The 26,026-nt window shown below is 72.2% G+C and carries 17 protein-coding genes, 1 tRNA gene and 2 pseudogenes; 17 read left to right on the top strand and 3 right to left on the bottom strand.

Features of this window, described 5'->3' with window-relative positions; translation table 11 throughout:
* Positions 1-131 precede the first annotated feature (131 nt).
* The 4 genes and pseudogenes from A6P39_RS20275 to A6P39_RS45525 all read left to right on the top strand — a co-directional run.
* Complete coding sequence (locus A6P39_RS20275) at positions 132-911, top strand: type II secretion system F family protein (protein WP_199840820.1); 780 nt, start codon at positions 132-134, stop codon at positions 909-911.
* Positions 912-991: 80 nt separating this feature from the next.
* Positions 992-1,192 carry a DUF4244 domain-containing protein gene (locus tag A6P39_RS20270; protein ID WP_079133434.1) on the top strand — a complete coding sequence of 67 codons (201 nt, stop codon included), beginning with the start codon at positions 992-994 and terminating at the stop codon, positions 1,190-1,192.
* The gene (locus A6P39_RS20265) at positions 1,179-1,553 is read left to right on the top strand and encodes a TadE family type IV pilus minor pilin (RefSeq protein ID WP_331454138.1); all 375 of its coding nucleotides are present in this window, start codon (positions 1,179-1,181) and stop codon (positions 1,551-1,553) included. Before A6P39_RS20270 ends, A6P39_RS20265 begins: the two co-directional genes overlap by 14 nt.
* Positions 1,550-1,933 (top strand): annotated as a pseudogene (locus A6P39_RS45525) (Rv3654c family TadE-like protein); the annotation flags it as partial. The gene A6P39_RS20265 and the pseudogene A6P39_RS45525, both read left to right, overlap by 4 nt.
* 40 nt (positions 1,934-1,973) lie before the next feature.
* Here A6P39_RS45525 and A6P39_RS20255 read toward each other — a convergent pair.
* On the bottom strand, positions 1,974-4,556 hold the full coding sequence (locus A6P39_RS20255; RefSeq protein ID WP_079133426.1) for a DEAD/DEAH box helicase: 2,583 nt from the start codon (positions 4,554-4,556) through the stop codon (positions 1,974-1,976).
* Positions 4,557-4,637: 81 nt separating this feature from the next.
* Here A6P39_RS20255 and A6P39_RS20250 point away from each other — a divergent pair, with 81 nt between their 5' ends.
* From A6P39_RS20250 to A6P39_RS20200, 11 genes are all read left to right on the top strand, one after another.
* Positions 4,638-4,979 (top strand): STAS domain-containing protein, encoded by a 342-nt coding sequence (locus tag A6P39_RS20250; protein ID WP_067046682.1) that lies wholly within the window; start codon positions 4,638-4,640, stop codon positions 4,977-4,979.
* Positions 4,980-5,136: 157 nt separating this feature from the next.
* A complete protein-coding gene (locus A6P39_RS20245; protein WP_067046679.1) occupies positions 5,137-5,565 on the top strand; it encodes an ATP-binding protein in 429 nt (142 codons plus the stop codon).
* A 359-nt stretch (positions 5,566-5,924) separates the two neighbouring features.
* A complete protein-coding gene (locus A6P39_RS20240; RefSeq protein ID WP_067046677.1) occupies positions 5,925-8,327 on the top strand; it encodes a sodium-translocating pyrophosphatase in 2,403 nt (800 codons plus the stop codon).
* Between the two features lie 237 nt (positions 8,328-8,564).
* A complete protein-coding gene (locus A6P39_RS20235; protein WP_067046673.1) occupies positions 8,565-9,182 on the top strand; it encodes a small secreted protein in 618 nt (205 codons plus the stop codon).
* A gap of 203 nt (positions 9,183-9,385) precedes the next feature.
* A complete protein-coding gene (locus A6P39_RS20230; protein ID WP_199840819.1) occupies positions 9,386-10,915 on the top strand; it encodes a N5-glutamine methyltransferase family protein in 1,530 nt (509 codons plus the stop codon).
* Between the two features lie 596 nt (positions 10,916-11,511).
* The gene (locus A6P39_RS20225) at positions 11,512-11,709 is read left to right on the top strand and encodes a hypothetical protein (RefSeq protein ID WP_067046670.1); all 198 of its coding nucleotides are present in this window, start codon (positions 11,512-11,514) and stop codon (positions 11,707-11,709) included.
* A gap of 268 nt (positions 11,710-11,977) precedes the next feature.
* Complete coding sequence (gene topA / locus A6P39_RS20220; protein ID WP_067046667.1) at positions 11,978-14,836, top strand: type I DNA topoisomerase; 2,859 nt, start codon at positions 11,978-11,980, stop codon at positions 14,834-14,836.
* Between the two features lie 194 nt (positions 14,837-15,030).
* Positions 15,031-18,435: a dTMP kinase gene (gene tmk, locus A6P39_RS20215; protein ID WP_067046664.1), complete on the top strand. Its 3,405-nt coding sequence runs from the start codon at positions 15,031-15,033 to the stop codon at positions 18,433-18,435.
* A 210-nt stretch (positions 18,436-18,645) separates the two neighbouring features.
* Entirely contained in the window at positions 18,646-19,851 is a 1,206-nt protein-coding gene (locus tag A6P39_RS20210; RefSeq protein ID WP_067046661.1) for a DNA polymerase III subunit delta', read from the top strand.
* A 248-nt stretch (positions 19,852-20,099) separates the two neighbouring features.
* Entirely contained in the window at positions 20,100-21,704 is a 1,605-nt protein-coding gene (locus A6P39_RS20205; protein ID WP_067046808.1) for an alpha/beta hydrolase, read from the top strand.
* A gap of 108 nt (positions 21,705-21,812) precedes the next feature.
* A tRNA-Thr gene (locus A6P39_RS20200) sits at positions 21,813-21,889 on the top strand.
* 125 nt (positions 21,890-22,014) lie between these two features.
* Here A6P39_RS20200 and A6P39_RS20195 read toward each other — a convergent pair.
* Positions 22,015-23,604 (bottom strand): tyrosine-type recombinase/integrase, encoded by a 1,590-nt coding sequence (locus tag A6P39_RS20195; protein WP_067046658.1) that lies wholly within the window; start codon positions 23,602-23,604, stop codon positions 22,015-22,017.
* 98 nt (positions 23,605-23,702) lie between these two features.
* On the opposite strand from A6P39_RS20195, the pseudogene A6P39_RS20190 reads away from it, so the two are divergent.
* Positions 23,703-24,491 (top strand): annotated as a pseudogene (locus tag A6P39_RS20190) (tetratricopeptide repeat protein); the annotation flags it as partial.
* Positions 24,492-24,527: 36 nt separating this feature from the next.
* A complete protein-coding gene (locus A6P39_RS20185) occupies positions 24,528-25,028 on the top strand; it encodes an NUDIX domain-containing protein (RefSeq protein WP_067046656.1) in 501 nt (166 codons plus the stop codon).
* A gap of 72 nt (positions 25,029-25,100) precedes the next feature.
* Here A6P39_RS20185 and arsM read toward each other — a convergent pair whose 3' ends face one another.
* On the bottom strand, positions 25,101-25,994 hold the full coding sequence (gene arsM, locus A6P39_RS20180) for an arsenite methyltransferase (RefSeq protein WP_067046654.1): 894 nt from the start codon (positions 25,992-25,994) through the stop codon (positions 25,101-25,103).
* Positions 25,995-26,026: the final 32 nt, after the last annotated feature.

Raw genomic sequence — 26,026 nt, 5'->3', positions numbered from 1 at the left:
GGTCGGGGCGGCGGGCGAAGCGGTCGGTGCCCGGCGGGGGTTCGGGGCGGGCGAAGGGGCGGACGTAGGGGTGCCGGGACTCGGCTGGGGCGTGGCACGCGGTGCAGGGCGTACGAAGGAGGGCGGTCGGTATGAGCGGGGAAGTTGTCCACAGGCTGGGGATGGCCGCCTTCTCGGTGCCGGGACTCGGCTGGGCGGTGTGGCGGCTGGACCTGGCTCGGCGACGGCGCCGGGCGCGACGGCGGGTGGCCGGGCTGCTGGGAGCGGACTTGGCACGCGCCAGGCCGTCGTTCCAGATCGCGGGCGTGATGCAGCGGTGGCTGCCGCCGGCCGGGGCGGTGTGCGGGGTGTGGGTGCTGGCCGGCGGCCTGACCGGCGCGGTCCTGGGGTTGGCCGTCGGCGTCGGACTGTGGCGGTGGCGCAGCCGGCAGACGGCGCCGCGGCGGGCGGAGCCGGTGGACACCGCCGCGGCCGCGCGCCAACTCCCGCTCGCCGCCGATCTGCTGGCCGCCTGCATCACGGCCGGTGCCGGCCCGGTGGTCGCCGCCCAGGCGGTGGGGGAGGCGCTCGGCGGACCTGTCGGGCAGGCGCTGGCGCGGGGCGCGGCAGAGGTACGGCTGGGTGGTGAACCGGCCGGTGCCTGGCGCCGGTTGGCCGCGCTGCCCGGCGCACAGGCGCTGGCGCGGCTGCTGGAGCGGGCCGACGAGTCCGGACTGCCGGCGGCCGGGCCGGCCGCCCGCCTCGCCTCGGACGCACGCGCGCGGTGGTCCCGCACGGCGACGGCCCGGGCCCGGCGTGCCGCCGTGCTGATCTCCGCGCCCGTCGGCCTGTGCTTCCTGCCGGCGTTCATCGCGGTCGGTGTGCTCCCGGTCGTGATCGGACTCGCGGGCGGCGCGATGGGAGGGAGGTGAGATGTGCGGGGCGAGCAGGACCAAGCATGACCGAACAGGCGAAGACGACCACGAATGACCTGAACCTCGCGGGGGTTGGAATGAACCGGAAGATCAAGGAAACGGCGCTGCGGCTGCGGGAGAGGTGCCGGAAGGACGCCGGCATGGTGACGTCCGAGTACGCGATGGGGATCATCGCGGCCGTCGGATTCGCGTTGCTGCTCTACGAGGTCGTCACCAGCGGCGAGGTCCGGGCGGAGCTGCAGGCCATCGTGAAGAAGGCCCTCAGTGCGCGGATGTGAGCGGGGCGCGGACCGGGGGTTCGTGACCGCGGAGGCGGCCGTGGTGCTCTGTGTGCTGGTGGCGTTCACGATGGCGCTGGTCGGGGGGCTGCTCGTGGTGGCGGCACAGATCCAGTGCGTGGACGCGGCCCGCACGGGCGCCCGGGCCGCCGCCCGGCAGGATCCGGCCGACGCGGTGGTGACGGTGACCCGGGAGGCGGCGCCGCGCGGGGCCCGCGTGAGCGTGGAGCGCGAGGGAGACCAGGTCCGGGTGACCGTGGTGGCCAGACCGGCAGTGCTCGGCGGGCTGCCCCTCGAGGTCCGTGAGCAGGCCGTCGCACTGTCCGAGGAGACGGTGGGAGCGCGGGAGGGGGCGCCGTGAGAAGGGAGGCGGAGCGGACCGGCGGCCGCGCGTGCGGGGCCGGCCGTCTGCAGAAGCAGAAGCAGGGGCAGGAGCAGAAGCAGGGCAGGGGGCAAGGGTGTTCGGAGGGCCGGGCGTGCTCCGGTCGGGACCGGGGGTCCGCCACCGTGTGGAGCCTCGGGGTGATCGCGCTGCTGTGCGCGGTGTTCGGCGCGGTGCTCGCGCTGGGGCACGCCGTCGTCGTCCGGCACCGTGCGGCCGGCGGTGCCGATCTGGCCGCGCTCGCGGCGGCGGACCACTGGGCCGAGGGCGCCGCGCAGGCCTGTGACCGGGCCGGACGGGTGGCGGCGGCCCAGGACGTACGGCTGGTGCGGTGCGCACTCGTGGGCGAGGTCTCGGACGTGACGGCGGCCTCGGGAAGAGGGCCGTTCACGGCGCGGGTCAGGTCGAGAGCGGGCCCGGCGGGGCCGGTGCCGGCTCCCCTTGCGCCGGTTTCCCCGCCTGCGCGTCCCGGGGCGTCTCCTGCGGCGTCCCCGGACGGCTCTCGCCCCGGTCGGCCGCCGGCTCGGTCTGCTCCTGCGGCGCCCCCCGCAACAGCACCGTGAGGAGCCGTATGGCCCCCCGCTTGTGCAACGGGTCGTTGCCGTTGCCGCACTTGGGGGACTGGATGCAGGACGGGCAGCCGGCCTCGCACTCGCAGGAGGCGATGGCCTCGCGGGTGGCGGCGAGCCAGGCGCGTGCGGTGTGGAAGGCGCGCTCGGCGAAGCCCGCGCCGCCCGGGTGGCCGTCGTAGACGAAGACCGTCGGAAGGAGGGTGTCGGGGTGCAGGGGGACGGAGACGCCGCCGATGTCCCAGCGGTCGCAGGTGGCGAACAGGGGCAGCATGCCGATGGAGGCGTGCTCGGCGGCGTGCAGGGAGCCGCCGAGGATCTCCGGGATGATCCGGGCCTCGTCCAGCTGGTCGTCGGTGACCGTCCACCACACCGCGCGCGTGCGCAGCGTACGGGGAGGGAGGTCGAGTTTCGTCTCGCCGAGCACTTCACCGGTGATGAGGCGTCTGCGGAGGTAGGAGACGACCTGGTTGGTGACTTCGACCGAGCCGTAGCACAGGCGGCCGGCGCCCCACGGGATCTCGGTGTCCGTCTCGAGGATGGAGATCGAGGTGGTGTCGCGGGCGACCGTGGAGTACGGCGGGTCGGCCTGCTCGACCAGGGCGACCGAATCCTCCAGGTCCAGCCGGCGCACCAGATAGGTGCGGCCCTGGTGGAGGTGGACCGCGCCCTCGTGGACCGTGGAGTGCGCGGCGCCCGCGTCGACCGTGCCCAGCAGGCGGCCGGTGCTCGCTTCGACGACCTGCACCGGGTGGCCGCCCGCGCCGCGGATGTCGGTCAGGTCGGCGGCCCGCTCCCGGCGCGTCCAGTGCCAGGCCCTGGTGCGCCGGCGGAGCAGCTTCGCGGCCTCCAGCTGGGGCAGCACGTCCGCGCAGGCGGGACCGAACAGGTCCAGGTCCTGCTCGGTCAGCGGGAGTTCCGCGGCGGCGGCGCACAGGTGGGGGGCGAGGACGTAGGGGTTGTCGGGGTCGAGGACCGTCGACTCCACCGGTTGGTCGAACAGGGCCTCCGGATGGTGGACGAGGAAGGTGTCCAGCGGGTCGTCGCGGGCCACCAGTACGGCGAGTGCGCCCTGTCCGGAGCGGCCCGCGCGGCCCGCCTGCTGCCACAGGGACGCGCGCGTGCCCGGATAGCCGGAGATCACCACCGCGTCGAGGCCCGAGACGTCCACGCCCAGTTCCAGGGCCGTCGTGGCGGCGAGGCCGAGGAGGTCGCCGGAGTGCAGGGCGTGTTCCAGGGCGCGCCGCTCCTCGGGAAGGTAGCCGCCCCGGTAGGCCGCGACCCGCCGGACCAGGGAGCGGTCGACCTCGGCCAGTCGCTCCTGGGCGATCACCGAGATCAGCTCGGCGCCACGCCGGGACCGTACGAAGGCCACCGAGCGCACGCCCTGCACGGTGAGGTCGGTCAGCAGGTCGGCGGTCTCGGCGGTGGCGGTACGCCGTACGGGTGCGCCCCTCTCGCCGTGCAGCTCGGTGAGCGGGGGCTCCCACAGGGCGAAGACGAGTTCCCCGCGCGGGGAGGCGTCGTCGGCCACCTCGACCACCGGCAGCCCGGTCAGCCGGCGGGCGGCGACGGCGGGTTCGGCGGCGGTGGCGGAGGCCAGCAGGAAGACGGGCGAGGCGCCGTAGCGGGCGCACAGGCGGCGCAGCCGGCGCAGCACCTGGGCGACGTGCGAGCCGAAGACACCCCGGTAGGTGTGGCACTCGTCGATGACGACGTACTTGAGCGCCTTCAGGAAGGAGGACCAGCGCGGGTGGGACGGGAGTATCCCGCGGTGCAGCATGTCGGGGTTGGTGAGGACGTAGTTGGCGTACTGGCGGATCCACTCCCGTTCCTCGACCGGGGTGTCGCCGTCGTACACGGCGGGGCGTACGGCGCTGCCGAGGGGTTGTGAAAGTTCCTTCACCGACCGGCACTGATCCGCCGCGAGCGCCTTGGTGGGGGCCAGGTACAGGGCGGTGGCCCCGCGGCCGTTCGGGGCCTCGGAGCCGTCCAGGAGGGTGGACAGGACGGGCACGAGGTACGCGAGTGACTTGCCGGAGGCGGTGCCGGTGGCGACGACCACCGAATCGCCGTCCAGGGCGTGCTCGGCGGCCAGCGCCTGGTGCACCCAGGGGTGCTCGATGCCCGCCGTCTGCACGGCCGCGATCACATCGGACCGAATCCGGTCAGGCCAGACGGCATGGCGGCCCGCGCGCGGGGGCAAGTGCTCCGTATGAGTGATGCGCGCAGCCCGGCTCGGTCCCGAGGCGAGCCGGTCCAGGACCGCGCCCGGAGACGGGCGGGACGCCGGGTCCGCCGGGGATTGATCGGATCGGTGATTCTTGGCCATCGGCACCGAGTGTGTCACTGGCGTGACGGACAATGGGGCCAAGGCGTCGTGCACGCCTGCCGGTAAGTGATTGAATGCCATCGCGGCTGGCGAAGCGCCCCGGGGGCCGCAAGCCGAGGTGCCCGAGGGGCGACCGCTCGATAGCAAGGTGCTGGAGGATCCGTGGACCTGTCCCTGTCGACCGAGACCGTCGGCGATCGCACGATCGTCAAGGTCGGTGGCGAAATCGATGTATACACCGCGCCCAAGCTGCGCGAGCAGCTCGTCGAGCTGGTGAACGACGGCAATTTCCACCTCGTCGTCGACATGGAGGGCGTGGACTTCCTCGACTCCACCGGTCTCGGCGTGCTGGTCGGCGGCCTGAAGCGGGTGCGCGCCCATGAGGGCTCGCTGCGCCTGGTCTGCAACCAGGAGCGCATTCTCAAGATCTTCCGTATCACCGGCCTCACCAAGGTGTTCCCGATCCACGCCTCGGTCGCCGAAGCGGTGGAGGCCACCGACTGATCCGGACCGGGTCACCGGCGCCGGGCCCTGGCGGGCCTGTGCGCCGGCCGGTCCGGTCCCGGGCCCGCAGCGGCCCGGGGCACCGAAGTACACCAGGGGGTGCGGGCGCTCGGCGGCCCGGCCCCCGACCGCACGCCCGTAGTCTCTAGGGGGATGCATGGCCACCGTCGAACTCCGCTTCAGCGCGCTGCCCGAGCACGTCCGCACCGCCCGGCTGGTGGCGGCCGCGGTGGCGCGCAGGGCCGGAGTGGACGAGGCCGTCCTCGACGAGGTCCGGCTCGCCGTCGGCGAGGCCTGCTCCCGTGCCGTGGGACTGCACCAGAGCAGCGGTATCGCGGCGCCGGTGAAGGTGGCGCTGATCGAAGAGGAGAAACAGTTCTCCATCGAGGTCGGCGACGAGGCCCCGCACGCCGTCCCCGACACGCCCGGCGCCGCACAGGACGTCGAGCCGGAGGTCGAGGAGGACGAGATGGGCCTCGCGGTCATCAGCGGCCTCGTCGACGACGTGGAGGTCTCCACCGGACAGGACGGCGGCCTGATCCGCATGACCTGGCCGACGACACCCCCGCCGGCCGCGCTGCTCTGATCCGCCGCCGTTCGCGTTCACGCTGCCGAAAGCCCTGCCGAGCAGGGCTTTCGTGTTTTTCCGGCTCCCTTCCGGCCCCCTCCTGGTCCCGTTAAGGAACTCTTCTCGGATCCCTCGTCCCGGGCCCTCTCAAATTCGTGAAGCAATTCACGATCAAGTCGTTGCCGATTCGATCAAGCGGCAATCCGGGGGTCAATGGCCCGAGGGCATTACTCCATTCGGGTTGCATGACGTGATCTCGATCGGTTGTTTCTGGGCCGGTGGAGGCTAATTCCGTTTACCGCGCTCTGTTGAGATCACTCCGGGGTACCTAGAATCCGTCCACATCTTGAGCTCAGCCCAAGCGTCAAGGAGGACGAATGGCGGGGCTTTCTACCTCTCAGCCGGATCACCCCCTGTCCCTCGCAGCCGCGGTCCTGACCGATCACAACCGGATCCTCGTGGCCGTCATCGCGGTGGTCGCCCTGGCCGCGCTGGCGGTCGCGGCGGTCCTGGTGCGCCAGGTGCTGGCGGCGGGCGAGGGCACCGACAGCATGAAACGGATCGCCGAGGCGGTCCAGGAAGGCGCGAAGGCGTATCTCGCCCGGCAGCTTCGCACGCTCGGCGTATTCGCCGTCGTCGTCTTCTTCCTGCTCATGCTGCTGCCCGCGGACGACTGGAATCAGCGTGCCGGACGCTCGGTGTTCTTCCTGATCGGTGCCGCCTTCTCGGCGGCCACCGGCTATATCGGCATGTGGCTCGCCGTGCGCAGCAATGTGCGGGTCGCCGCGGCCGCCCGGGAAGCCACACCGGCACCGGGCGAACCGCAAAAGGATCTCACCACCGTCTCGCACACCGCGATGAAGATCGCATTTCGCACGGGCGGCGTCGTCGGCATGTTCACGGTGGGGCTCGGCCTGCTGGGCGCCTCCTGCGTGGTGCTGGTCTATGCCGCTGATGCGCCGAAGGTCCTCGAGGGCTTCGGCCTCGGCGCCGCCCTGATCGCCATGTTCATGAGGGTGGGCGGCGGCATCTTCACCAAGGCCGCCGACGTCGGCGCCGACCTGGTCGGCAAGGTCGAGCAGGGCATTCCGGAGGACGATCCGCGCAATGCCGCGACCATCGCCGACAACGTGGGCGACAACGTCGGCGACTGCGCGGGCATGGCGGCCGACCTGTTCGAGTCGTACGCCGTGACCCTGGTGGCCGCACTGATCCTGGGCAAGGTCGCCTTCGGCAACTCAGGGCTGGCGTTCCCGCTGCTCGTGCCCGCCATCGGCGTCGTCACCGCGATGATCGGCATCTTCGCGGTCGCCCCGCGGCGCGCCGACCGCAGCGGCATGAGCGCGATCAACCGCGGCTTCTTCATCTCCGCGGTGATCTCCCTCGTGCTGGTCGCGGTCGCGGTCTTCGTCTACCTGCCGTCGAAGTACTCCGGCCTGCACGGCGTGACGGACGCGGCGATCCGGGGCAAGGACGGCGACCCACGGATCCTCGCCCTCGTCGCGGTCGCCATCGGCATCCTGCTCGCCGCCGTCATCCAGCAGCTCACCGGCTACTTCACCGAGACCAACCGCCGCCCGGTGCGGGACATCGGCAAGACCTCCCTCACGGGCCCGGCAACCGTCGTCCTGTCCGGCATCTCGCTCGGCCTGGAATCCGCCGTCTACACCGCGCTGCTCATCGGGCTCGGCGTGTACGGCGCGTTCCTGCTCGGCGGTACGTCGATCATGCTGGCGCTTTTCGCGGTCGCGCTGGCCGGCACCGGCCTGCTCACCACGGTCGGCGTGATCGTCGCCATGGACACCTTCGGTCCGGTCTCCGACAACGCCCAGGGCATCGCGGAGATGTCCGGGGACGTCGAGGGCGCGGGCGCGCAGGTGCTCACCAACCTGGACGCGGTCGGCAACACCACCAAGGCCATCACCAAGGGCATCGCCATCGCCACCGCCGTCCTCGCGGCGTCGGCGCTGTTCGGGTCGTACCGCGACGCGATCACCACCAACGTGCAGGACGTCGGCGAGAAGCTCACCGGGCCGGGCGCGCCGCTGAGCCTGTCGCTGGACATCTCGCAGCCCAACAACCTCGTCGGCCTCATCGCGGGCGCCGCGGTCGTCTTCCTCTTCTCCGGACTGGCCATCAACGCCGTGTCGCGGTCGGCGGGTTCGGTGGTGTTCGAGGTGCGGCGGCAGTTCCGGGAGCGGCCCGGGATCATGGACTACAGCGAGAAGCCCGAGTACGGCAAGGTCGTCGACATCTGCACCAGGGATGCCCTCAGGGAGCTGGCCACACCGGGTCTGCTCGCCGTGATGGCGCCCATCTTCGTCGGCTTCACGCTCGGCGTCGGCTCGCTCGGCTCCTATCTCGCCGGTGCGATCGGCGCGGGCACGCTGATGGCCGTGTTCCTCGCCAACTCCGGCGGCGCCTGGGACAACGCCAAGAAGCTGGTGGAGGACGGCCACCATGGTGGCAAGGGCAGCGACGCCCACGCGGCCACGGTGATCGGCGACACGGTCGGCGACCCCTTCAAGGACACCGCCGGACCGGCGATCAACCCGCTGCTGAAGGTCATGAACCTGGTCTCGCTGCTCATCGCCCCCGCGGTGATCAAGTTCTCGTACGGCAGCGACAAGAACCTCGGCGTACGGATCCTGATCGCGGTCCTCTCCCTCGCCGTGATCGTCACCGCCGTCTACATCTCCAAGCGGCGTGGCATCGCCGTCGGCGACGAAGAGAGCACCGAGCGGGTCGCCAACTCGGCGAGTACGGCGGTGGTTTCGTAACCCTGTCCGGGCAGAGCCCTGGGCGCCCTGCTCAACGGGCGGGCGGGCGGCGCGTGCTGACGCGCCGCCCGCCCGCTTTTCGTCCGTGCGCCCGTGTGGGCTCGCTCACGTGGTGAGCCTTCTCTCTCATGGTGCAAAGAGTTACAAAGGGCGCTTTAGGGGGCGCACTGGGATGCGGAGGGTGTGTGTCCGCCGTGTAGGGTCCGTGGGCCGAGAGCCGTGGAAGGGACCGATCCGGTGAACAAGAAGCTCGCGGCCGCACTGTCCGGCGGTGCGGTACTCGTGGTCGCGCTGACGGGATGCACCAGCAGCAGCGGCGGTACCAAGGGACCCGATCCCAAGCTGGCCGCCTGGGCCAAGTCCGTGTGCGACGCCGTGCCCGCGCAGGACACGAAGATCAAGGCGGCGAACGCGTCGATCGCGGCCATCGCCACCGACAGCAACCTGCCGCCCAAGAGCGCCCAGAAGACCTACTCGCAGGCCTTCCAGGACATGGCCGACGGCTACAAGGCACTCGCCGACGCCCTCAACGGCGCCGGAGCGCCTCCCGGGGTCGAGGACGGCGCCAAACGGCAGCAGGAGGCCGCCAAGAACCTCGCCGGCCTCTCCGCGTCGTACGTCGCTCTGAAGAAGCAGGTCGACGGGCTCGACACCAGCGACCAGGGCAAGTTCGCCCAAGGCCTCAAGGACGTCGCCGCCACGCAGACCAAGGAGGTCGGCAAGCAGAGCGACAGCGGCACGGAGGCGCTGAAGCGGCTGGAGCAGGGCGACGTGAAGACGGCGATGGCCGAGCAGGCCAGCTGCAAGAAGACCGCGGCTTCGGCGTCGTCCTCGTCGTCCCCGTCGGCGGGCTGACGAGGTTTCCGGGCTCGGGGGCCGACGGGCGGTGATGCCACGGCCCCTGGCCCAGGGCCGGCCGGTGGCTCGCGGACGGCGCGGGGCCGACGGTCCCGCCAGGCGGTTCGTCGACGCGGTTCGCCGGTGCGGGTCGGCGCGGTCGCCGCGGACGGGGCGGTGAGGCGCGCTGAGGCCGCGTTCGGCAGGGGCCGCGGGCCACAATGGAGGGCGTGACTGACTCCGGACTCGCTTCCCTGCCCGCTTCCGACCGGCCCGACACCGCAGCGCGCCTCAGGGATGCGCTGCTGGCCGCCTCCTTCACCGCCGACGGGCTGCTCGAACTGCTCGGCGCCCCCGCATACGCGGCGCTGGCCCGCAGCGAGACCGTGCCCGCCCTGCGGGCGACCCGCGGCGACACACCGCTGGAGACGCTCGTACGGCTCTTCCTGCTCCAGCAACCGGTGCCCCACGCGCGCGTGGCGGCCGTTCTGCCGGCCGAGGAGGCGCTGGCGGCCGGGTGGCTCACGCGCGTGGGCGGCGACGAAGTGGCCGCCACCGTGGACGTACGGCCCTTCGGCGGCCCCGGCGGCGAGGACTGGTTCATCGTCTCCGACCTGGGCTGCGCGGTGGGCGGCGCGGGCGGCATCGGACAGCGCGACGAGGGCGTCGTACTCGGCGTCGGCGGCGCCTCCACGACCCTCGCCGGCATCACCGTCCGCACGCCGGTCGCCTCCGCCCTGGACCTCGGCACCGGATCCGGCATCCAGGCGCTGCACGCCGGCCAGCACGCCACACGCGTGACGGCGACCGACCTCAACCCGCGCGCGCTGCACATCACCGCGCTCACGCTCGCGCTCTCCGGCGCACCGGCGGCCGATCTGCGCGAGGGCTCGCTCTTCGAACCGGTCCGGGACGACGAGACGTTCGACCTGATCGTGTCCAACCCGCCGTTCGTCATCTCGCCCGGCGCCCGGCTGACGTACCGGGACGGTGGCATGGGCGGGGACGATCTGTGCCGCTCGCTCGTTCAGCAGGCGGGGGAACGGCTGAACGAGGGCGGGTTCGCGCAGTTCCTCGCCAACTGGCAGCACGTAGCGGGGGAGGACTGGCAGGACAGACTCAGGTCGTGGGTGCCGCGCGGGTGCGATGCCTGGATCGTGCAGCGCGAGGTGCAGGACGTCACGCAGTACGCCGAGCTGTGGCTGAGGGACGCCGGGGACCACCGCGGGGACCCGGCGGAGTACCAGGCCCGTTACGACGCCTGGCTCGACGAGTTCGAGGCGCGCAAGGTCAAGGCGGTCGGCTTCGGCTGGATCACCCTGCGCCGGACGGGTTCCGCCGAGCCCGTCGTCACGGTGGAGGAGTGGCCGCACCCGGTCGAGCAGCCCCTGGGGGACACGATCCGCGCGCACTTCGAGCGCCTCGACTATCTCCGCGAGCACGATGACGCGGCGCTGCTCGAAGGTCACTTCAGGCTGGTCGCCGAGGTGGTCCAGGAGCAGGTCGGCCTGCCCGGCGCCGAGGACCCGGAGCATGTCGTGCTGCGCCAGCACCGCGGGATGCGCCGGGCCACGAAGGTGGACACGGTCGGCGCCGGATTCGCGGGCGTCTGCGACGGCACGCTGAGCGCGGGCCGCATCCTGGACGCCATCGCCCAGCTCGTGGGCGAGGACCCGGTGCGGCTGCGTGACCGCACGCCCGCGCAGATCCGGCTGCTGGTGGAGCAGGGGTTCCTGGAGCCCGCGGGCTGAGCCCGGGGCGGGAGGAGTCCGGGGCTGCGGTCGGGGTCGCGGTCTGGACGACGGCTGGGGCCGACAGCGGGCTACGGCCTGGGCTGAAGCCGGGCCGGGAGCGGAGTCCGGGCCGGGAGCGGAGTCCGGGCCGGGAGACGGCCGGGCCGAGGGCGTGGTGTGGCCGGGAGCGCCGCGCGCACCGGGGGTGCCTGGGGTGCCGCACGGACCGAGCGTGGGGTTCGGCCGGGGGCGGGGCTCGGCGAGGGCGCCGCACGGTGCCGTGCGCTGCCGTGCGGCGCTGTGCCGGGCAGGTGTCGTACGCCACGTGCCCCTGCCGTCGTAGGCGCGGTCGGATCGTGTCGTCATCGGGCCGGGATCATCGTCGTATGCCGGTGGCACGGGACCGGATGCGGCTGCCGTGTGACGCGGGACGCGCCGCGGTCGGCAAAAAGGCCGGAAAAGTATGGGTGCCGGGTCCCTCCCGGCCGCACTCGATCAAGTGTTCGATGGCGTGTCGACCCTCCGTTCACCCCGATGTCGCTCGTCCGTCTCCCGTGCGTGCCACCCTGCCCGCGCTGGGCGGAGCCGGACGGCACAGAAGGGGTGCGCGGGGGATGGAGAGCGGGCCGGCGATCTTCGCGGGAGTGGTGTTCGCCCTGTTCGGGGGCGCTTTGCTGGCCTGGACCGGCACCCGCGTGCGGCGCCGGGAACCGGTGGCCCACGGTGTGAACCAAGTCGCATCGGCCACCCTCGCCAGCGTGGCCGGGACGGCCGCGCTGGCCCTCGGCGTGTACTGCCTGACCCGCCTCTGACGTCGGCCGCTGCGCCGCGGCGGGCATGTCGCGGGAGTAAAGGGAGCGTCACGCTCCGGACAGAGGCCGCGGGGCTGCCGGGCACTCCGGGCGGCAGGAATGGCGGTAGTCGGGTTACCGTTCGAGTGGCCGTTGTGGGCTTTTCCCGTTTGACACGGGGGCGGGATGTACCGTCACACTCCGCAGCGTCACACGTGCCAGCAGTACGCCGCGACCCCGGGACGAAGGCCTGGGGAGGCCACAGCGTCGACCGGAGAGAAGAGCGAAGTTGTCCCCGACCAGCGAGACCGCACAGGGCGGCCGCCGACTCGTCATCGTCGAGTCGCCTGCCAAGGCGAAGACGATCAAGGGCTACCTCGGCCCCGGCTACGTCGTCGAAGCGAGTGTCGGGCACATCCGCGACCTCCCCAACGGCGCCGCGGAGGTGCCCGAGAAGTACACCGGCGAGGTCCGCCGCCTCGGTGTGGACGTAGACCATGACTTCCAGCCGATCTATGTCATCAACGCCGACAAGAAGGCACAGGTCAAGAAGCTCAAGGACCTGCTGAAGGACTCCGACGAGCTGTTCCTCGCCACCGATGAGGACCGGGAGGGCGAGGCGATCGCCTGGCACCTCCAGGAGGTCCTCAAGCCGAAGATCCCCGTCAAGCGGATGGTCTTCCACGAGATCACCAAGGACGCGATCCGCGAGGCCGTCGCCAACCCGCGCCAGCTCAACCAGAAGCTGGTGGACGCCCAGGAGACCCGCCGCATCCTCGACCGCCTCTACGGCTACGAGGTCTCGCCGGTCCTGTGGAAGAAGGTCATGCCCCGGCTGTCGGCCGGCCGTGTCCAGTCCGTCGCCACGCGCCTGGTCGTCGAGCGGGAACGCGAGCGCATCGCTTTTCGTTCTGCCGAGTACTGGGACCTGACGGGCACCTTCGCGACCGGCCGCGCGGGAGACCCGTCGGACCCGTCGTCGCTGGTCGCCCGCCTGCAGACCGTCGACGGCAGGCGGATCGCGCAGGGCCGCGACTTCGACTCCCTGGGACAGCTCAAGAGCGCGAACACCCTCCACCTCGACGAGGCGACCGCCCGCGCCCTCGCCGCCGCCCTGGAGAACACCCGCTTCTCCGTGCGCTCGGTCGAGTCCAAGCCGTACCGCCGCTCGCCGTACGCCCCGTTCCGTACGACGACGCTCCAGCAGGAGGCCAGCCGCAAGCTCGGCTTCGGCGCGAAGGCGACCATGCAGGTCGCCCAGAAGCTGTACGAGAACGGCTACATCACGTACATGCGTACGGACTCCACGACGCTGAGCGACACGGCGATCGCGGCGGCCCGCGCGCAGGTCACCCAGCTCTACGGCGCCGGCTACCTGCCGCCGCAGCCGCGCACGTACGCCGCCAAGGTCAAGAACGCGCAGGAGGCCCACGAGGCGATCCGCCCCTCGGGTGATCGTTTCCGCACGCCTGCCGAGACCGGCCTGACCGGCGACCAGTTCAAGCTCTACGAGCTGATCTGGAAGCGGACCGTCGCCTCCCAGATGAAGGACGCGACCGGCAACAGCGTGACCGTGAAGATCGGCGGCACCGCGGCCGACGGCCGGGACGTCGAGTTCAGCGCCTCCGGCAAGACGATCACCTTCCACGGCTTCCTGAAGGCCTACGTCGAGGGTGCCGACGACCCGAACGCCGAGCTGGACGACCGTGAGCGCCGGCTGCCGCAGGTCGCCGAGGGCGACGCGCTGTCCGCCGAGGAGATCACGGTCGACGGCCACGCCACCAAGCCCCCGGCCCGCTACACCGAGGCCTCCCTGGTCAAGGAGCTGGAAGAGCGCGAGATCGGCCGCCCGTCGACGTACGCGTCGATCATCGGCACGATCCTCGACCGCGGCTATGTCTTCAAGAAGGGCACGGCCCTGGTGCCGTCCTTCCTGTCCTTCGCCGTCGTCAACCTCCTGGAGAAGCACTTCGGGCGGCTCGTCGACTACGACTTCACGGCCAAGATGGAGGACGACCTCGACCGCATCGCCGCCGGTCAGGCGAAGGCCGTGCCGTGGCTGAAGCGCTTCTACTTCGGCGAGACCCTGTCCGACAGCGGCTCCGCCGCGGGCGGCCACGGCACCGCGGCCGATGCGGGCAACGGCGACGGGGACCACCTCGGCGGTCTCAAGGAGCTGGTGACCGACCTGGGCGCGATCGACGCGCGCGAGGTGTCGTCGTTCCCGGTGGGCAACGACATCGTGCTCCGCGTCGGCCGTTACGGCCCGTACATCGAGCGCGGCGAGAAGGACACCGAGCAGCACCAGCGTGCCGACATCCCCGACGATCTGGCGCCGGACGAGCTGAGCGTCGAGCTGGCCGAGGAGCTGCTGGCCAAGCCCAGCGGCGACTTCGAGCTGGGCGCCGACCCGGTGACGGGCCACCAGATCGTCGCCAAGGACGGCCGCTACGGCCCGTACGTCACGGAGATCCTCCCCGAGGGCACCCCGAAGACCGGCAAGAACGCGGTCAAGCCGCGCACGGCCTCGCTGTTCAAGTCGATGTCGCTCGACACGGTGACCCTCGACGACGCGCTGAAGCTGATGTCGCTGCCGCGCGTCGTCGGCGCCGATGCCGAGGGCCAGGAGATCACCGCGCAGAACGGTCGCTACGGCCCGTATCTGAAGAAGGGCACGGACTCGCGCTCGCTGCAGTCCGAGGACCAGATCTTCACGATCACGCTGGAAGAGGCCCTGGCGATCTACGCCCAGCCCAAGCAGCGTGGCCGGGCCGCCGCCAAGCCGCCGCTGAAGGAGCTGGGCGCCGACCCGGTCTCCGGCAAGCCGGTCGTGGTCAAGGACGGCCGCTTCGGCCCGTACGTCACCGACGGCGAGACCAACGCGACCCTCCGCTCCGGCGACAGCGTCGAGGAAATCACCCCGGAGCGCGGCTTCGAGCTGCTCGCCGAGAAGCGCGCCAAGGGGCCCGCCAAGAAGACCGCGAAGAAGGCGGTGGCCAAGAAGACGGCCCCGGCGAAGAAGACCGCGGCCAAGAAGACGGCGGCGAAGAAGACGACCGCGGCCGCGAAGAAGACCACGGCGGCCAAGAAGACCACCGCCAAGAAGGCGACCACCGCCAAGACGACGGCTTCGGACACGGAGGACTGATCCGGCTTCCGGTCTCCCTCTCCGGTTCCGCCTTCGTGTCTCACCCTCCGGTTCCGCCTTCGGGTTTCCGTTCGGCTTCGCGAAGCGCACGTCCGGTACCACTTGGGCACGCCCCGGCATCACTTTGGTGTCGGGGCGTGCGCATGCCAGGACAGAAGACGTGTGCTGTCGGTGGCTGCCGATAGGCTGAACGCATGACGCGAGCCGAGCAGCCAACGGCCCCCACCACAGCCCCGGACGACGCCCTGGTCGCGGACTCCCGCGAGCGCGCCGTCCGCTCCCTGCTGCGCCGACCGGAGCTGCGGCGCCTGTGGAGCGCTCATCTGGTGAGCGGTGTCGGCGACGCCCTCGCCCTCCTCGTCCTGGTCGTCCTCGTCCTGCAGGCGGCGATCGCCCAGGGCGCGTTCGGCGGTGGTTACCGAGGCGTGGCGTTCGCAGTGGCGACCGTCTTCGCCGCGCGCGTCTTCGCCACCCTGCTCTTCGGCGCCGTCCTGCTCGGCCCGCTGACCGCGCTGACCGGCCAGGAGGGCCCGCTCGACCGGCGCTGGGCCATGGTCGGCGCCGACACCGTGCGCGCCCTGCTGCTGATCGTCGCGCCCCTGTGGATCGACTGGACGCCGGACAACGCACTGGCCGTCCTGCTCGTCACCGCCTTCGTCACCGGCGTCGCCGAGCGGCTGTGGACGGTGTGCCGGGAGAGCGCGGCGCCCGCCCTGCTGCCCGGCCCGCCCCCGGAGGGCGCCACCGTACGGCCGCTGCCGGACCACATGGACGCCCTGCGCCGCCTGTCGCTGCGCACCGGCTTCCTGGCCGTGCCGCTGGCCGCCGCCGCACTGCTCGCCGCCGGGCTGCTCAACAACCTGCTGGGCACGGGCGTGGCCTGGTTCGACCAGCATCACGCGGCCCTCGGGTCGTACGTGGCGGCGGGCCTGTTCGCCGCATCCCTGTCCGTGGTGGCCTTCCTCGAGCTGCCCGATGTGCGCACCCCCCGCGCGCGGTCGCCGCTCGAGGGCCTGCGCCGCCCGCGCACCGGCACCGGCGTCGACAAGGGCCGTACGGGCGCGATCCCGCTGCTCGTCACGGCCTGCGCCGCCGTCGCGGGCGCCATCGCCGCGGCCGTCTCGGTGTGCGTGCTGCACGCCACCGACCTGGGCGGCGGCCCGGTCCTGTACGGCCTGCTGGTCCTCGGCCTGACCGGAGGCGTCGCCGTCGGCATCCGTACGGCCCCCGTGCTGCTGCCCTCGCTCTCGCGCCGCAGGCTCCTCGCCCTCGCGATCGCCTTCACCGGGATCGCCCTGCTGGCCGCCGGCCTGGTCCCGGACGTCACCACGGTGCTGCTGATCGTCACGATCGCCGGCGTCACCGCGGGCGTGGCCGCGAACACCGGGCACGCCCTGCTCGACCAGGAGACCGAGGACTTCCGCCGGGCGCGCGTCACCGAGCACCTGCACGCGGTGGTCCGGGTCTGCATAGCGCTCGGCGTCCTGATCGCGCCCGTGGTGGCCGGGCTGATCGGCCGGCACCGCCTGGAGAACGGCCGGTTCGTCTTCGCGCACGGCGGCGCCTCGTTCACGCTGATGCTCGTCGGCGCGCTGCTGCTGCCGGTGGCCGCGCTGGTGCTCGCCAAGGTCGACGACCGCTCCGGCATCCCGCTGCGCCAGGACCTCAAGGACGCCCTGCTCGGCGGCGACGACCCGGTCGAGGCACCGGCCGGGAACGGCTTCTTCATCGCCCTGGAGGGCGGCGACGGCGCCGGCAAGTCCACCCAGGCCGAGGCCCTCGCCGAGTGGATCCGGGCCAAGGGCCACGAGGTCGTGCTCACGCGCGAGCCGGGGGCCACGCCCGTCGGCAAGCGGCTGCGCTCGATCCTGCTGGACGTGTCCTCGGCGGGCCTGTCGCACCGCGCGGAGGCGCTGCTGTACGCCGCCGACCGCGCGGAGCACGTCGACACCGTCGTACGCCCCGCCCTGGAGCGCGGCGCGGTCGTCATCTCCGACCGCTACATCGACTCGTCCGTCGCCTACCAGGGTGCCGGCCGTGACCTGTCCCCGACCGAGATCGCCCGCATCAACCGCTGGGCGACCAACGGGCTCGTCCCGCACCTCACCGTCCTGCTGGACGTCTCCCCGGAGACGGCCCGCGAGCGGTTCACCGAAGCGCCGGACCGGCTGGAGTCGGAGCCGGCGGAGTTCCACGCGCGCGTGCGGGCCGGTTTCCTCACGCTGGCCGCCTCCGACCCGGGCCGCTACCTGGTGGTGGACGCGGGTCAGGAGCCCGAGGCCGTCACCACGGTGATCCGGCACCGGCTCGACACCGTGCTGCCGCTGTCCGAGGCCGAGATCAAGGCCCAGGAGGAGGCCCGGAAGAAGGCCGAGGAGGAGGCCCGCCGCAAGGCCGAGGAAGAGGCCGCCCGCAAGGCCGAGGAGGAGCGCCTGGAGCGCGAGCGCCAGGAGCAGCTCGCCAAGCTGCGCGCCGAGGAGGAGGAGCGCAAGCGCCGCGAGCTGGAGGAGGCGCAGCGCCGCGAGGCCGAGCGGCAGGCGGAGGAGGCCCGGCAGCGGGCCGAGGAGGCCGCCCGGCGCGCGGAGGAGGAGCGGCAGCGGCTGCTCGCCGAGGAGAAGGCCCGCGCCGAGGAGGAGACCCGCCGCCGGATCGAGGAGGAGCGCCGCCGCAAGCAGGCCGAGGAGGAAGCCCGGCTGCGTGCCGAGGAGGAGGCGCGGCGCCTCGAGAAGCAGCGCAAGGCCGAGGAAGCGCTGCTGCGCGCCGAGGAGGCCCGCAGGCAGGCGGCCGAGGCCGCGGCGGCGGCCGACACGGCGGCCCGCAGGTCCAGCACGCCCCTGCCGCCCGCGCCGGGCGTCGTGCCCGACGACGTGACGGTTCCCACGCCGGTCGTGTCGCAGGACGCGCGCGGCACCGAGGAGACGGTCCCGACGCCGGTGGTGCCGGTCGGGAAGGCCGAGCGGGGCGCCGACGAGACCGCCGTGCTGCGTCCGGTGCGGGAGGACCGTGCCGGGGCCGACGAGGCGGCTGTAGCGGCCGATGAGCAGGCGGGGCCGTCCGCTCGGGATGCCTCCGCCCGGGAGGCCCGCTCCGCGCGCGCGCCGGAGTCCGGCTCCGACGCCGAGGTGACGGCCGAGCTGCCGCAGCCCCCGACGGCGGCTCCGGGTGCGGCGGACGAGACGGCGGTGCTGCCGCCGGTGACTCCGGGTGCGGCGGACGAGACGGCGGTGCTGCCGCCGGTGACTCCGGGCGCGGCCGACGAGACGGCCGTGCTGCCGTCCGTACCGGGCGATGAGCCGTCCGCGCGAAGTGACGTGCCGCCCGTGCGGGGTGACGCTCCGGCGGACCGGGTGCCGACCGGTTTCTTCCGGGACGAGCGGCCCGCCGCGAACCCCGACGGCTCCGAGGACCGCACCCGCGAGATGCCCCAGCTCGACGCCGACGGTACGCCTCGGCGCCGGCCGCGTCCCGACTGGGCCGAGGAGACCCCGCTGGACGACCTGCCGACCCTGGCGGACGAGCTGCTGGGGTCGTACGACGAGCGGGAGCACGGCGACCGCGACGAGGAGCAGGGCCGCAGGGGCCGGGGCCGGCGAGGCTGACGGCCGGTCCCCCACCGGGTACGGCGAACACGGGCGGCGCGGGTCGCAGGGCGACCGGCGCCGCCTTCGTGTTGCTGCACCGGGTTCGGCAAAGGGCTGCCGGCCGGCACGGGACGGGACGGGGGCCGGACGGCATGGGACGGGATTGTCAGTGCCCGCCCGCACAATGGATTTCGGAACGCGGAGTGTGACGGAAAGGCGGCGTGACCCATGACCGTATGGGACGACCTCGTCGGGCAGGAGAAGGTGAGCGCGGTGCTGGATGCCGCCGCGCGGGACGCCGACGCCCTGGTCACGGCCGCCGCGGCCGACCAGCCGCTGCCCGAGGCGTCGAAGATGACGCACGCCTGGCTGTTCACGGGCCCGCCCGGCGCGGGGCGTAACCAGACGGCCAGGGCGTTCGCCGCGGCCCTGCAGTGTGTGAGCCCGGACCGCGCCCTCGGCGGATCCCCCGGCTGCGGCTTCTGCGACGGCTGCCACACCGCGCTGCTCGGCACGCACGCGGACGTCACGACGGTGGCCGCGGTCGGCTCCGAGATCCTGGTGAAGGACATGCGCGACACGGTCCGCAAGTCGTTCACCGCCCCGGCGACCGGGCGCTGGCAGATCATCCTGGTCGAGGACGCCGAGCGGCTGAACGAGAAGTCGGCCAACGCCGTCCTGAAGGCCGTGGAGGAGCCCGCCCCGCGTACCGTCTGGCTCCTCTGCGCCCCCTCCATCGAGGACGTCCTGCCGACGATCCGCTCCCGCTGCCGTCACCTGAACCTGCGTACGCCGTCCGTCGACGCGGTCGCCGACATGCTCGTACGCCGGGACGGCATCGAGCCGGAGGTCGCGGCGGCCGCCGCCCGGGCGACACAGGGCCACGTCGACCGGGCCCGGCGCCTGGCCACCGACCCGTCGGCCCGCGAGCGCCGTGCCGCCGTGCTCAAGCTGCCTCTGCGCCTCGACGAGGTCGGTGCCTGCCTCAGGGCCGCCCAGGAGCTGGTCGACGCGGCCGCCGAGGACGCCAAGCAGCTCGCCGAGGAGATGGACGGCAAGGAGGCGGAGGAGCTGAAGGCCGCGCTGGGCGCGGCCCAGGGCGGCCGGCTGCCGCGCGGCACGGCGGGCGTGATGAAGGACCTCGAGGACATGCAGAAGCGCCGCAGAACCCGCACGCAGCGCGACAGCCTCGACATCGCCCTCGGCGACCTCACCGCCTTCTACCGCGACGTCCTCGCCCTCCAGCTCGGCTCGCGCGTGGCGATCGCCAACGCCGACGCCGAGGACGCCCTGGAGCGGCTGGCGCGGGGCAGCACGGCGGAGTCCACTCTCCGCCGCATCGAGGCCATCGCCGCCTGCCGGCAGGCCCTCGACCGCAACGTGGCCCCGCTGCTGGCGGTGGAGGCGATGACGATGGCACTGCGGGCGGGGTGAGGGGTGTGCCCAGGGCTCTGCGGCCGGCCGGCGTGCACCCCGACGCGCCGTCCGACAGCGCCCGCGCCCCTGCCCGCGCCACTTTCCACGCCCCTGCCCGCCCCACGGCGCGCACCGCCGCCGGTACTCCTGCCGCGGCGGCCCGCGCCACCATCCGCACCACCGCCCGCAGCCGCCGGTGTCCCCCGTACGAGCTGATCGCCCGCACGCATCGCGTTCGGGGCGTCGCACAGCGTTACGCTCGCCTGATGCACACCAGGCCCACCCCCGGCCGGAGCCGGGGCACCCGCACCCGGGCGACGGCCCGACTTGCCGCTGCCCTCCTCGGGACCGCCGCCCTGCTCGTGTCCGCCTGTTCCCCCGGCAGTTCGACCACTTCGGCCGGTGACACGGCGGAGGCGGCGCTGGCCGCGCTGCCACGGGCGACGCCGTCGGCGCTGTCGGCCTACTACACCCAGCAGTTGCACTGGAGCAGCTGCGGTGCCACCGGCTTCCAGTGCGCGACGATGAAGGCCCCCCTGGACTACGACAATCCCGGCGCCGGTGACGTCCGGCTCGCCGTCGCCCGCAAGAGGGCCACCGGCAAGGGCAAGCCGATCGGTTCGCTGCTGGTCAACCCGGGCGGTCCGGGCGGCTCGGCGATCGACTACCTCCAGAGCTACGCGGGCATCGGCTACCCGGCGGACGTCCGTGCCCACTACGACATGGTCGGGATGGACCCGCGGGGTGTCGCCCGCAGCGAGCCGGTGCAGTGCCTCGACGGCCGCCAGATGGACGCGTACGCGCAGACGGACATGACGCCCGACGACCAGCAGGAGCAGGGCGCGCTGGTCGCGGCGGACAAGAAGTTCGACGAGAGCTGCGGGGCGCACTCCGCGCGCCTGCTGCGGCACGTCTCCACCGTCGAGGCGGCGCGGGACATGGACATCCTGCGGGCGGTGCTGGGTGATCCGAAACTGAACTACGTGGGGGCGTCGTACGGCACGTTCCTCGGCGCGACGTACGCGGGCCTGTTCCCCGACCGGGTCGGCCGGATGGTCCTGGACGGCGCGATGGACCCCTCCATCGACGCCCGCACGCTGAACCTGGACCAGACGGCGGGCTTCGAGACGGCGTTCCAGGCGTTCTCGAAGGACTGCGTACGGCACTCCGACTGTCCGCTCGGCGGCAAGGGCACCACGCCCGCGCAGGTCGGCGACCACCTCAAGGCGTTCTTCCGGCAACTGGACGCACACCCGATCCCGGCGGGCGACGCGAACGGCCGCAAGCTCGGTGAGGCGCTGGCCACGACCGGCGTGATCGCGGCGATGTACGACCAGGGGGAGTGGGAGCAGTTGCGCGAGGCACTGACCTCGGCGATGAAGCAGAACGACGGCGCGAGCCTGCTCGCACTCTCCGACAGTTACTACGAACGGGACGCGGGCGGCCACTACAGCGACCTGATGATGGCCAACGCCGCCGTGAACTGCCTGGACCTGCCACCCGCCTTCACCGGCCCCGACCAGGTACGACAGGCCCTGCCCACGTTCGAGAAGGCGTCCCCGGTCTTCGGCGCCCCCCTGGCCTGGGCCGCGCTGAGCTGCGCGTACTGGCCGGTGAAGGCCACGGGCAAGCCGCACCGCATCGAGGCGAAGGGCGCGGCACCGATCGTGGTGGTAGGCACCACCCGCGACCCGGCGACCCCCTACCGCTGGGCCCAGTCCCTGTCCCGCCAGCTGTCCTCCGGCCGCCTGCTGACCTACGTGGGCGACGGCCACACCGCCTACGGCCGAGGCAGCACCTGCATCGACACCGCGATCAACACCTACCTGCTCCACGGCACCCCGCCGACCGCCGGAAAGCGCTGCTCATAGCACCTGCCGCCCGCCCCGGAACCCATGCTTCCGGGGCGTGGTCGGAGCACCCTGAGAAACTGTGTAGACTTACCGACGTTGCCGATCGCACCATAGTGCGGACGGCGCGCCGCCTTAGCTCAGATGGCCAGAGCAACGCACTCGTAATGCGTAGGTCTCGGGTTCGAATCCCGAAGGCGGCTCCACTGAAACCCCAGGTCAGATAGTTGCTGACTTGGGGTTATGTGTTGCTCGGGGCATGGCGCGTCACACGGCGGGGGCGTTGTGGGGTGGCTTGCGTGAGCGATGCGTGAGCGGAGCGGGCTCGGCCCTACTCTTTGGGCTTCTTCCGCCGGGCCTTCTTAGCGCGCTTGGCCTTCTTCCGGGCCTTCTCCGCCTTGCGCGCGGCTTCCTCCGCCTCCGCCTTCCGCTGGAGCGGGACCAGCTTGGCGGTGGCCTCGGCGGCGCTCTTGCCGACGTGGGGGAGGACGCTCTGGTAGATGTCCCGAGTGATCCGGGTGTCGCTGTGCCCGAGCGTGTCCGACACGATCTTCACCTCGATGCCGGCGGCGAGCATGAGCGTGGCCGCGCCGTGGCGGAGGTCGTGCAGCCGGATTGGCGGGAGGCCGGAGGCCGCGACGAGCCGCTCGAAGAGATCGGTGACCTTCCCCGGGTGCAGCCAGGAGCCGTCTTCCTGCGTGAAGACGAGGCCGGTCTCGACCCAGGCCGGTCCCCATTCCGCGCGGTCCGCCTCCTGCTGCTTGCGGTGCCGCTCCAGCACGCCGACGGTGTCGTCGTCCAGGGCTACGACGTGAAAGCCGCTGTCCGTCTTCGGCTCGGACGCCTCGACCTCCCACCCGTCCTGGACGAGCTGGCCGGTGATGGTGAGGGAGTGCCGGTCGAGGTTGGTCTCCGACCAGGGCTGCCCGCATGCCTCACCGCGACGCAGGCCGCGGAAGGCGATCAGGTGCCACATGGCGTACAGCCGGTCATCGGCCACGAAGTCGAGGAAGGCGCCGGTCTGCTCCGGCGTCCAGACCATGACGGGGGAGGGCTTCTCGTCGGTCTGCTCCCACCGGGCGACTCGCTCGTCCGTCCACACCAGGGCCTTCGGTTTACGGACGGGGTCGATCTCGACGTGGGCCGCCGGGTTGAACGTGATGACCCGCTGGCCGATCGCGTCGTTCAGGGCAGCGCGGAGCGTGGCCTTGATGTGCTGGCGCGTGGACGGTCCCGTGATGCGGCGGAAGGGCGGCATGGCGTCGATGGCCGCTTTCATGGCCTTGCGGCGAGCCCGGTTCTCCACGCCCTTCCAGGGTACGGCTGCCAACTCTTCCACCGCCGCACGCCGCTGGGCGTTCTGCTCCAGGATCTCGGCGTTGGCGTCGGTGATGGCGGTGAACATCTCGCTGAGATGGCTCACGCGCAACCGGTCGAGCCGCCGGTGCCCCAGGTGGGGCTTGAGGTGCACGCGGATGTCGGTCTCGTAGCGGCTGATGCCCGACTTCCGGATGCGCTTGCCCGCGAGCCAACGGTCCAGCCACTCGCCTACGGTGAGGCTGCCGACGAGGTCCTGGCCGGCGTTGAGGCGCCGCCTCGTCTCCTCCACGTCGGGGAGGGTCAGCTTGTCGCGGCTGACCTCGGACAGCATCTCGGCGATCAGCTGGGTGCCTTCGGGGTCGTCCGACTCGGCGAGCCCGAGGAGGGCGCGAACGTGGTCGAGGTCGGCCTGGGCCGCCTTGAGGCTGGCGTACCCGCCGCGGGCGAAGGAGCGTCGGCTGCCGTCCTCGCGGGGCGGCAGTTCCTGGCGTATGGAGTAGGTGCAGTGGTTCCTGCTGTTGCGCTTCGGGCAGGAAGAGCCGAGTTCCTTGCCGGTCTTCGGGGCGCGGCAGGAGCAGCGGCGGTAGGTGGAGCCCTTCAAAGGCGTTCCTCCGGGGTGGTGTCGGTATCAGGTTCGGGCAAGTCAACGTCGCCCAGGGCGGGGGCAGATGGGGCGGGGTGGTTCCGTCCTCGCGGACCCCCATGCTCCGCGGAGGGTTCCCGAACGAAGCCTTACGCCGGGCAGCCTTCGGGGCCGTCGCAGAACTGGCCTACCTCGCAGGGTGGAAGCACCACGACCTCGGCCAGGAAGGCGCCGCCCAGCGCTACTACCAGGTCGGCTACCAACTCGCCTGCGAAGCCGACCCGCACGGCCACGCCGCCTGGATGATGCGCGCCCTCGCCCACCAGGCTCTCAGTCTCAAGCAACCCCACCACTGCGTCGACCTCGTCGAGGGCGCACTCACCCGCGGCCTGGGCCGCGTCGACGGCCAGACCGAGGCGCTGCTCCACATCACCCATGCCCGCGCGTACGCCGCTGTGGGCGAGAGGCCCGCAGCGGCCCGCGCCCTGCTCGCCGCCGAAGATGCCCTCCTACGCGATGACGGCCCACAGCCGAGTTACTCCCGCGTCAGCGGCCCGGCCGCCGGCACCGTGGCCAGCCACACCACCCGCACCTTGACCGACCTCGCCGACCACGTCGGCACCGAGCAACAGCACCGCGACGCCCTGGTGCGCTGGGATCCGGAGAAGTACAAGCGCGTCCATGCCCTCACCTATGCCGACCTCGGCGACAGCCTTGCCGCCCAAGCCCGAGCCGACGAGGCCGTCGCCGCCTGGTCCCAGGCCCTGACCCTCATGGAGGGAATGACCTCCGATCGCACCCGCAAAGCGATCAGTTCGCTTCGCTCCACCCTCGCCGTCTACCAGCGCCGCAGAGTGCCCGGGGCGGCCGAACTGGCCCGCCGCGCACGCGAAGCACTGGCCTAAGCCGCCCACCAACCGGCCGACGAAGGGACACCAACCGTGGCTCAGCCGAACACCGACGACCAGCCCAAAGCCCTCCCACCCGCCCTCGAATCCATGACACTGCTGGTCGCCGCCGTCATCGTCCACGACAAGGCCACCAACCAGGTCGTCCTCCTCCAGCGCAGCCAGAACGCCAAGTTCGCCCAGGGCATGTGGGACCTCCCCGTCGGCAAGAGTGAGCCCGGTGAGTCGATTACCGAGACCGCGGTGCGCGAGCTCTACGAGGAAACCGGCCTGACGGTGAAGCCGGAGGCCCTGAAGGTGGCCCACATCATCCACGGTGCCTGGGGCGTCGAAGCTCCCAACGGTTTCCTCACCGTCGTCTTCGCTGCCCACGAATGGACGGGCGAGCCCGAAAACCGCGAGCCGCGCAAGCATGCCCAGGTCCGCTGGGTCGACGCCGACGCAATCCCTGAGGAGTTCGTCGACACCACTGCCAGCGCCCTTCACCGCTACCTCAGTGGCGGTCCTCAGGTCTCACTTGACGGATGGAAGTAGCAGGCAGGTGCTCAGCCGCTACTGCGCCCGGCCTCTCCGACTGGGAAGGGGCCGGGGCCCAGGGTTTGTGCCTCAGCTGGTGCAGCCACACCCCGATGCGGCCTTGGCCTCGGTGATGGTCTGGGCTGGATCGACCGCTGCCTCGGCCGGAGTGCAGCAGGCGTTGACGCCGCAGCAGGCGTCGCGCGACTCCCCAGCCTCGGAGGACGTGTCGGTCGTGACCGGCTTGGTGGCCCGGACGATCGCCGAGTGCATTCCGTCCGCGACCGTATGGGTCGGGGTGATCTCGATGTTCTTGAACCCGGCGGCTTCCAGCCCTGCGCGGTATTCGGCGAAGGACAGCGCGCCGGCGATGCAACCGACGTAGTCACCGCGCTCGGCACGCTGGTCGGGGCTGAGTGAGCCGTCGGCAACGACGTCCGAGACGCCGATGCGCCCACCTGGCTTCAGAACACGGAAGGTCTCCGCGAACACGGCGGGCTTGTCGACGGACAGGTTGATCACGCAGTTCGAGATCACCACGTCGATGGTGTTCGCGGGCAGCGGGATGGACTCGATGGTGCCCTTCAGGAACTCGACGTTCGTCGCGCCGGCCTTCTCGGCGTTGGCAAGGGCCAGGGCCAGCATCTCGTCGGTCATGTCCACCCCGTACGCCTTGCCGGTGGGGCCGACGCGTCGAGCCGAGAGCAGGACGTCGATGCCGCCGCCGGAACCCAGGTCGAGGACGCGTTCGCCCTCACGCAGTTCTGCGACGGCGGTCGGGTTGCCGCAGCCGAGGGACGCGGCCACTGCCTCAGCGGGGAGGGCATCGCGCTCGTCGGCGGCGTACAGGGTCGAGCCGAAGTTCTCGTCGACCTCGACCGGCTGCGGCCCGCAACAGGCGGCACCGCCCTCGGTCACCTTCACGGCCGCCGCGGCATAGCGCTGGCGGACGGTTTCACGCAGGTCGGTGGACTGCTCGCTCATGACTCACTCCCAGGTGACGGGGCACGGCGGTA

Origin of the sequence: Streptomyces sp. FXJ1.172, from assembly GCF_001636945.3 — a bacterium.
In the GTDB taxonomy this organism is placed as follows: domain Bacteria; phylum Actinomycetota; class Actinomycetes; order Streptomycetales; family Streptomycetaceae; genus Streptomyces.
This window is presented reverse-complemented; position numbering and strand designations above follow the sequence as displayed.

Excerpts from the sequence above, each read along its gene's own strand:
- A6P39_RS20275 (WP_199840820.1), top strand. The coding sequence starts at position 132 with ATGAGCGGGGAAGTTGTCCACAGGCTGGGGATGGCCGCCTTCTCGGTG.
- A6P39_RS20270 (WP_079133434.1), top strand. The coding sequence starts at position 992 with ATGAACCGGAAGATCAAGGAAACGGCGCTGCGGCTGCGGGAGAGGTGC.
- A6P39_RS20255 (WP_079133426.1), bottom strand. The coding sequence starts at position 4,556 with ATGGCATTCAATCACTTACCGGCAGGCGTGCACGACGCCTTGGCCCCA.
- A6P39_RS20245 (WP_067046679.1), top strand. The coding sequence starts at position 5,137 with ATGGCCACCGTCGAACTCCGCTTCAGCGCGCTGCCCGAGCACGTCCGC.
- A6P39_RS20240 (WP_067046677.1), top strand. The coding sequence starts at position 5,925 with ATGGCGGGGCTTTCTACCTCTCAGCCGGATCACCCCCTGTCCCTCGCA.
- A6P39_RS20230 (WP_199840819.1), top strand. The coding sequence starts at position 9,386 with ATGGAGGGCGTGACTGACTCCGGACTCGCTTCCCTGCCCGCTTCCGAC.
- A6P39_RS20225 (WP_067046670.1), top strand. The coding sequence starts at position 11,512 with ATGGAGAGCGGGCCGGCGATCTTCGCGGGAGTGGTGTTCGCCCTGTTC.
- tmk (WP_067046664.1), top strand. The coding sequence starts at position 15,031 with ATGACGCGAGCCGAGCAGCCAACGGCCCCCACCACAGCCCCGGACGAC.
- A6P39_RS20210 (WP_067046661.1), top strand. The coding sequence starts at position 18,646 with ATGACCGTATGGGACGACCTCGTCGGGCAGGAGAAGGTGAGCGCGGTG.
- A6P39_RS20205 (WP_067046808.1), top strand. The coding sequence starts at position 20,100 with ATGCACACCAGGCCCACCCCCGGCCGGAGCCGGGGCACCCGCACCCGG.
- arsM (WP_067046654.1), bottom strand. The coding sequence starts at position 25,994 with ATGAGCGAGCAGTCCACCGACCTGCGTGAAACCGTCCGCCAGCGCTAT.